This is a genomic window from Ferrovibrio terrae, assembly GCF_943371255.1.
In the GTDB taxonomy this organism is placed as follows: Bacteria; Pseudomonadota; Alphaproteobacteria; order Ferrovibrionales; family Ferrovibrionaceae; genus Ferrovibrio; species Ferrovibrio terrae_B.
Genome location: NZ_CALRUC010000162.1, coordinates 1 through 7,156 on the forward strand (window position 1 = coordinate 1; position 7,156 = coordinate 7,156).

Here is a 7,156-nt window from a genome sequence, read left to right on the forward strand (position 1 = left end):
TGATCTCGTCCGACATGGAGGCGATCAAGGCCTTCCGCGCCGAGCACAAGGACATCATCCTCAAGCCGCTGTTCGGCAACGGCGGCGCCGGCGTGTTCCATCTCAAGCCCGATGACGAGAATCTCGGCTCGCTGCTGGAAATGTTCACCAAGCTGGCGCGCGAACCGGTGATCGTGCAGCGCTACCTGCCCGAGGTGCGCGCCGGCGACAAGCGCATCATCCTGATCGACGGCCGCCCGGCCGGTGCGGTGAACCGCGTGCCGGCGGCTGGCGAGGCGCGTTCCAACATGCATGTCGGCGGCCGGCCGGAAAAGATCGGGCTCACAAAACGTGAGCATGAAATCTGCGAGATCATCGGGCCGCATCTGAAGCGCGAGGGCCTGATCTTCGTCGGCATCGACGTGATCGGCGACTATCTCACCGAAATCAACGTCACCTCGCCCACCGGCATCCAGCAGATCAACCGCTTCGACGGCGTGCAGCTGGAAGCCGAGATCTGGGACGCGATCGAGGACGCGCTGAGCCGCCGGGTGATGGCTTAGGCGTCATGCCGCGGCTGTCAGGATGGAACCGGCTTGGCCGCCGGGCGTTACAGGCTTATCCTCGTGCTGCGGTTCCACCGCACGGAAAGGGAGACATCCCATGCGCAAGATCCTGCTGATCGTCCTCGCCGCCCTGTTCGCCGCTCCCCTGCTGTCTGCTTGTGGTGCCCCGATCGACCCCGCCGACCGCCCGTTCCAGGATCGCGTCTGCGCGCCGGGCTATCCCAGCTGCTGAGCACGCCCGATCGCCGAGTGCTGTCGAATCGGTGCGGCATTTCGCAAGCCTGTGATCGTCCGGCAGCCGGATAACGCATCCGTCGGTCCCGATGTCGTCCAGCGGCCTGCATACAGATTAATGCACAGGCTTTTTTTGCGCCGTTTTGCCGCTGAAACAGGCGCCGCTATCGGGCCTGCATGCACGCTGTCGCCGCGTCAGGATTGGTCAGGATGTTTCACCGTGACATTTGGTCCTTGCCTGCTATTGTCCGCCGCCAACAATCGGCACCAACGAACGATGTTATGGGCGGGGGCTGCGGCGTTTAGTGGTTCAGGGGGCATTTCTCGGTATTCAGGATGTGCAGCGACTGCTGGCGGACCCTTCGCCGGCGGCGCGCGCCGACACGGCCGCGAAAGTCGCCCGCGCCTATGCCAATGAAAACGAGGGCGGCCCGGCCCTAACCGCCGTCGAGAAAGAGCTGGCGCAGGCGATCATCGCCGCCCTGGCCCGCGATGCCGAGCTGCTGGTGCGCCAGACGCTGGCCGAGCAGCTGAAAGATTCCCCGCAACTGCCGCGCGGTGTGGCGCTCAAGCTGGCCCGCGATGCCGCCGCCGTCGCCACCCCGCTGCTGCAATTCTCTCCGGTGTTCAGCGAGGTCGACCTGATCGAGCTGGTGCAGGCGGTGTCGCCGCTGCACCAGAGCGCGATTGCCGGCCGGGCGCGTGTCTCGGCCGCGCTGTCCGATGCGCTTGTCACCCATGGCGCCGAGCCGGCGGTGGCCGTGCTGATGACCAATCGCGGCGCCGCCGTCAGCGGCTCGATGATGGAACGCGCGCTGGACCGTTTCCCCGACAGCCGTGCCCTGGGTGAGGCGCTGGCACGCCATCCCGACATGCCGCCGAAATTCGCCGCCCGGCTGATCGCCCAGGTTTCGGATGCCATGCGCGATGCGATGATCGCGCGCTACCAGATTCCGCCGGCCATGGCCGCCGATACCATGCTGCAGTTGCGCGAGCGCAGCCTGCTGGGCCTGCTCGGCGATGGCGCCGAACCGCCGGCACTGGCCGATCTGGTCACCGATCTGCAAAAGCGCGGCCAGCTGTCCGATACGCTGCTGCTGCGCGCGCTGGCCGGCGGCGATCTCGCCTTCTTCGAACAGGGCGTCAGCCTGCTGGCCGGCGTGCCGCTCAACAACACGCGGCTGCTGATGCACGACCCGGGCAAGCGCGGTTTGGCCGCGATCTACCAGCGCAGCCGCCTGCCGCAGGATCACTTCAAGATGGTCGAGGCGGTGATCGATCTGGCGCGCGGCTTCGATTTCGTGCGCGGCGCCGTCGAGCGCGCCGAATTCGTCGAGGTGGTCACCGCGATGATGCTGGCCGATTTCGCCATGCTGTGGGACCCCCAGGAACAGCGCTGGCTGACCCGCCGGCGTAGCCGCGCCCAGGCGGCGCAGAGAATGGCGGCCTAGCGCAGCGTTGCCCGATGCCGTTCAGTCCGTGCGGATGGTCCGCGCGGCCGGGAAGGTGATGGTGATGGTGGTGCCCTGGCCCGGTGCGCTGTCGATACCGATGCGGCCCTGATGGGCCATCACGAAGGCCCGCACCAGCGCCAGCCCGAGGCCGACGCCGCCGTAATTGCGGCTGAGCAGGGAATTCGCCTGCTCGAAGGGATCGAAGATGCGCGCCTGGTCCTGCGGCGCCACGCCGATGCCGCGATCACTCACCCAGACTGAGATCTCGCCGCTGGCCGCATCCAGCCGCGCACCGATGCCGACCGGCAGATCGGCCGGCGAGAATTTCAGCGCGTTGCCGATCAGGTTGATCAGGATCTGGCGCAGCAGCCGCGCATCGGCATGCAGCATCGGCAGGTCGTCGGGGATATTCGAAACCAGGCTGTCGGCCGGGCGGCCGAACTGCTGCGCGGCCAGCCGGATGCAGGTGGCGGCCTGTTCGCCGATATCGACGACGTCTTCCTGCAGCATGATCTGGTTGGCTTCGATGCGGGCCAGGTCGAGGATGTCGTTGATGATGCCGAGCAGATGGGTGCCGCTGCTGTTGATGTCGATGACATAGTCGTCGTAGCGCGCCCAGTCGGGCCCGAACATCTTGCGCTTGATGATGTCGGAAAAGCCGATGATGGCATTCAGCGGCGTGCGCAGTTCGTGGCTCATATGCGCGAGGAAGCTGGATTTCGCCTGGCTGGCGCGCAGCGCCGCGTCGCGCGCCAGGCTCACCTCGCGGAACAGCTCTTCCAGCCGGGCATTCTGCTGCTGCTGTTCGGTGATATCGATCAGGATCAGGGCGCGGTCGCCGTCGGGCAGGCGACGCAGGCTGGCGCGGACCCAGTGGCCGTTGGGCAGTTCCAGCACCGGGCGGCTGTGTCCGACCGGCGCCGCGGCCAGGCGGTCCGGCAGATCGGCGGGCAGGCCGGCGCGGCCGAGCAGCGGCACCAGCGGCGCCCCATGCTGTACCGCGTCATTGCTGAGGCCGAGCAGGACGAGGAACCGCTGGTTCCATAACTGTATGTGGCCGTCGGCATCGCAGAAGACAAAGGCCTCGCTGCTGTCGGCGACATCCAGCAACTCGCTCTGGGCGTTGCGGATACGGTCGTAGAGGCCGCTGTTCTCGCGATTGAGCCGTAAGTTGTTCAGCAGGATGCGGTGGACCACGCGGTTGGCGCCGATCATCGCCACGACATAACCGACCAGCAGCCCCGCCAGGCCATAGCCGATGAAGCTGCCAATGGTCAGGAAATGCACGGCATAGGGCACCGCGATGGCGATGATGAAGGTGGCGCCGGCCACCGGCAGCAGCGCCAGGGCCGGCGCCGAGGCGCCAATCACTCCGGCGATCACGGCCATCAGCAGCATCCGGCCATCGGCATCGATCATCGGCAGCGCCAGCGCGCTCAGGCCCCAGACGCTGCCGGCAAAACCGGCGACAAAGAGTTCCAGCGGCATCTGCCAGCGCGGCGTCGCCTCGTTCTGGCGATGCCGGCGCAGGAACCAGTCGGCAAGCACGATGCAGGCCGACAGCATATGCAGCAGCCACCAGCCCAGCAGCAGGTCGCCCGGCACCTGCGCCCGCAGCAGCAGGGCGGTGACGCTGGGGAAGCAAACGGTGGCGCCGGCATTGATCAGCAGAACCTGCTGGAAGCTGCCCTGGAAGGGCGGCGCGGCGGGTTTGCTGGCGGCGCCCGGGCCGGACGGACCGGTGGCGCGGGGGGAGAGGGGCGTGGGCATCGGTATATCGTCGCGGGGAAGGGTGTCGCTCAACCGAAATGACAGGTCTGCCGCCAGATGCGGGGTTCGGAGGGTGACGGACGGACCCCTACAGGATTGTCGGGGGCCCGACCAGTCCTAGAATTGCCCCTGCGGCAATATGGCCCTGGGCACAATTTCCTTCAAAGACTTACCCGAAACCCTTGTCGTGTTTTTCGACCAGCCGCCACTTGATATTTGGCATTCGATGCCTAGTTAAATGGAGTGTTTCACGGCAATATTTTTTTTGATTTTTAATGTGATTTATTCTGCCTTCGACGCGAGAGAATCGTCGGGGTCTTTTTCATGGCTCACTAGTTGCCATGTCCCTCGTCCCGACGACTTAATAAGCCCTCGCAGTTTTAGTCTGTGAAGGTATGAGCGGAACGTATTGCCTTTAAGGGTGTGGGTGACGGTCCTTGCTTCAAACAACAGGGCGTCGGCGTGCAATGGACGTTTTGCTTCTGTCAGTCGTTGTATAATAACGTTCTCAATAACAATCCGATCAAAGCTATTTTTGCGGGTGACATCCCGATTCACGAGTGCTTCTTGACGGACTTTGGAGAGTAACCTCTGAAGGCTTCTCTTCTCCGCTTCAAGCTCGGCAATACGCAAATCTACCGCCGTAAGCTCTTGAATTAGCTTAATTTCTAAGGGTGTTTTGGTTGGGGTTGAAGTCATGTTGTGAATGCTTATCTTGCAACAAGAATATTCCAATATGAATAAGTTAATTCGTTATATATCAATGATAAAGCCAGCTTGACTTTCCGTCAACGTTATGCTAGCAACAACAAGTTCTTTGTTGTTGCTAGCATAACGTTGCACTTCAGAAAATCTAAATGTTGCGATCCTGTAGGGTGGGCCTCTATAGGATTTATACAAGTTACCACCCAGTCCTCCTCGGAGGCTGGCGCGAAGCCGCCGCAAGGCGGCTTCTGCATGTCTGGGGGATGAGTACGGGATGCGGCAGGCGGGGGGCCTGTATTGGACACGATCGTCTATATCGACGGTTTTAATCTCTATTATGGCTGCCTACGCGGAACGGCGTACCGGTGGCTGAATCTTTTGGAATTTGCCCAGAGGCATCTACCGAAGAATAACATTATCAAAGTGAAGTACTTCACTGCGAATGTGACGCCACGTCCTGGAAATCCATCGCAAGCTACTGATCAGCAAATTTACCACCGAGCGCTCGGCACGGTCCCAGAAATTGAAATCATCCGAGGGCATTTCCTTTCTCATGCAGTGAGGATGCCCTTAGCCAGCCCACCGCTCATTGGTAGTAAAACAGCTGAGGTGATCAAAACCGAAGAGAAGGGCAGTGACGTCAATCTCGCCGCCCATATGCTGATTGATGGCGTTAAGGGGCGCTACAAAGTAGCAGTTGTGGTTAGCAATGATTCTGATCTGGCTACGCCAATTCGTATGGTCAAAGATGAACTCAATCTCACCGTCGGCGTTCTATTGCCCATTCGCAGAAACGATCCAAAGCGCCACCCAAGTCGAGAGCTGACAAAGAAGGGCTGCTCCACTTTTACATTAAGGCTTAGTGAGCAGGCGCTTCAGAACAGCCAGTTCGATCAGGTAATCCAAAATTCCATCGGCCCGATTACGAAGCCGGCTAACTGGTAGACAAAACGCTGCAAATAGTTTTGCAAAAGGCGACTAACTCATTGACGCCGTATAGCCCATTGATCAGACAGTTTTGCACACAATTCTTTGAATTCGTAGTAGACACCCCGGTCTGAAAATCCTCGTGTCGGCGGTTCAACTCCGTCCCTGGGCACCATTTCCTTCAAAGACTTACCCGAAATCCCGAAAATAGTTTTGCAAAACGAATCCTCTGTTTTGCAGTGCCGCTTTGCGTTCGTATGAGGCCAATCCTGCATTTCATTTTGCGTCAGGTCGCAAAATTGAGGTGTAAGGTTGGCGCTGCAATGCAGTCAGTTTTTGAGGAGGCCCATATGGTCTCGCGGACAGCCATAGTTATCGGTTTCGTGGTCGCAATTGCTGCCGGAGTATCGGGCTATTTTCTCGCCCCGCTTGAAAGATACAAAATCGTTAGTGTGCGGGCGCCGTTCAATCCTGACGATCTGGTCGTGCCTGTTGATCGAGATCCAAACGACCCCATTTTATTTCAAACCATTCTGATTGATTCAGTCACCGGGAAGACTTGGAAGCTGGGCATGGTGCCAGTCGATAAAGAGGCAAATGTCCACACAGAATGGTGGATACCTCTTGTTTACAGAAAATATGACGAACCGAGGTCAACCATAGGAAGTCGCACGCCAAACTAAGAGCATGCGCGCTACATTCACCGAGTGGGTCTAATTCGATTAATGGCTATCAATGAATCCGACACCTCAAATAGCTTCGAGCGCCATGGCGGGTGAGTTGGCCAAACTGTTTTGCGCGGCTGCTCCTAAGATTGGTATTATAGAAAGCGCCTGTGAGGGCAGGAGTCGGCCGAAGTTAATTGCTGAGATAGAAAATTGGTGTCGCGCAAGTCGTGTTTGGATCATTAAGAACGAGATTCATCTTCAGGGCATGTTGGTGCTTCGCGAAGATGAGGATGAATTTGAAATATGGTACGTAATTGTCGCTCAGGCCTGTCGCGAAAAGGGGCTTGGTAAGTGTCTTGTGAAACACATCCAAACGCTGCAAGGCAGCCTCAAGGCTGAGGCGAGAAACGACGAATCGCGCGCTATGTTGCGATCCTGCAGTTTTGAACATAATGGTGAAATGTCATCACCCAAATTTCCTTGGGATGCGCCGCAGCCAATCTATCGATGGTCTCGCTAAAACGGTTTTGTAAAATGCCTATAAGCTATTGATTCTAAGCCCATGAATGCCTGATGGTTTTGCATGCAACGCATTGAAACCCTGAATGCCCCTCCGGTCTGAAAATCCTCGTGTCGGCGGTTCAACTCCGTCCCTGCGCGGGTGGCCTTAGGGTGGCCCCTCGGGGTGGCCGGTCCGGCTGGCAGGGAAGGCCACGGTGATGCGCGTGCCGCTGCCCACCGCGCTGTCGATGCTGAGGCTGCCCTGGTGGGCGCGCACGAAGGCCTGCACCAGCGATAGACCGAGGCCGACGCCGCCATATTTGCGGCTGAGCTGGCTGTCGGCCTGCTCGAA

Annotated in this window: 8 protein-coding genes and 1 pseudogene; 6 read left to right on the top strand and 3 right to left on the bottom strand. The window is 59.7% G+C overall.

Annotated features, from left to right (window positions below; translation table 11 throughout):
• The 3 genes and pseudogenes from AAG799_RS21540 to AAG799_RS21550 all read left to right on the top strand — a co-directional run.
• A pseudogene (locus AAG799_RS21540) lies at positions 1–542 on the top strand (glutathione synthase); the annotation flags it as partial.
• Positions 543–642: 100 nt separating this feature from the next.
• Positions 643–777, top strand: a complete 135-nt coding sequence (locus AAG799_RS21545) for a hypothetical protein (RefSeq protein WP_341899072.1) — start codon at positions 643–645, stop codon at positions 775–777.
• 340 nt (positions 778–1,117) lie between these two features.
• Complete coding sequence (locus AAG799_RS21550; protein WP_341899074.1) at positions 1,118–2,230, top strand: DUF2336 domain-containing protein; 1,113 nt, start codon at positions 1,118–1,120, stop codon at positions 2,228–2,230.
• Positions 2,231–2,251: 21 nt separating this feature from the next.
• Here the strand turns inward: AAG799_RS21550 and AAG799_RS21555 are convergent, their stop codons facing one another.
• Positions 2,252–4,003, bottom strand: a complete 1,752-nt coding sequence (locus tag AAG799_RS21555) for a HAMP domain-containing sensor histidine kinase (protein ID WP_341899075.1) — start codon at positions 4,001–4,003, stop codon at positions 2,252–2,254.
• Between the two features lie 282 nt (positions 4,004–4,285).
• Entirely contained in the window at positions 4,286–4,702 is a 417-nt protein-coding gene (locus AAG799_RS21560) for a hypothetical protein (RefSeq protein WP_341899076.1), read from the bottom strand.
• Between the two features lie 303 nt (positions 4,703–5,005).
• On the opposite strand from AAG799_RS21560, the gene AAG799_RS21565 reads away from it, so the two are divergent.
• The 3 genes from AAG799_RS21565 to AAG799_RS21575 all read left to right on the top strand — a co-directional run bounded on the left by AAG799_RS21565 (position 5,006) and on the right by AAG799_RS21575 (position 6,823).
• Complete coding sequence (locus AAG799_RS21565; RefSeq protein WP_341899079.1) at positions 5,006–5,653, top strand: NYN domain-containing protein; 648 nt, start codon at positions 5,006–5,008, stop codon at positions 5,651–5,653.
• Positions 5,654–5,985: 332 nt separating this feature from the next.
• A complete protein-coding gene (locus AAG799_RS21570; RefSeq protein ID WP_341899080.1) occupies positions 5,986–6,318 on the top strand; it encodes a hypothetical protein in 333 nt (110 codons plus the stop codon).
• A gap of 52 nt (positions 6,319–6,370) precedes the next feature.
• Positions 6,371–6,823, top strand: coding sequence for a GNAT family N-acetyltransferase (locus AAG799_RS21575; protein WP_341899081.1), 453 nt, complete (start codon positions 6,371–6,373; stop codon positions 6,821–6,823).
• A 147-nt stretch (positions 6,824–6,970) separates the two neighbouring features.
• Here the strand turns inward: AAG799_RS21575 and AAG799_RS21580 are convergent.
• A partial coding sequence (locus AAG799_RS21580) for an ATP-binding protein (protein WP_341899082.1) occupies positions 6,971–7,156 on the bottom strand: 186 nt, incomplete at its 5' end.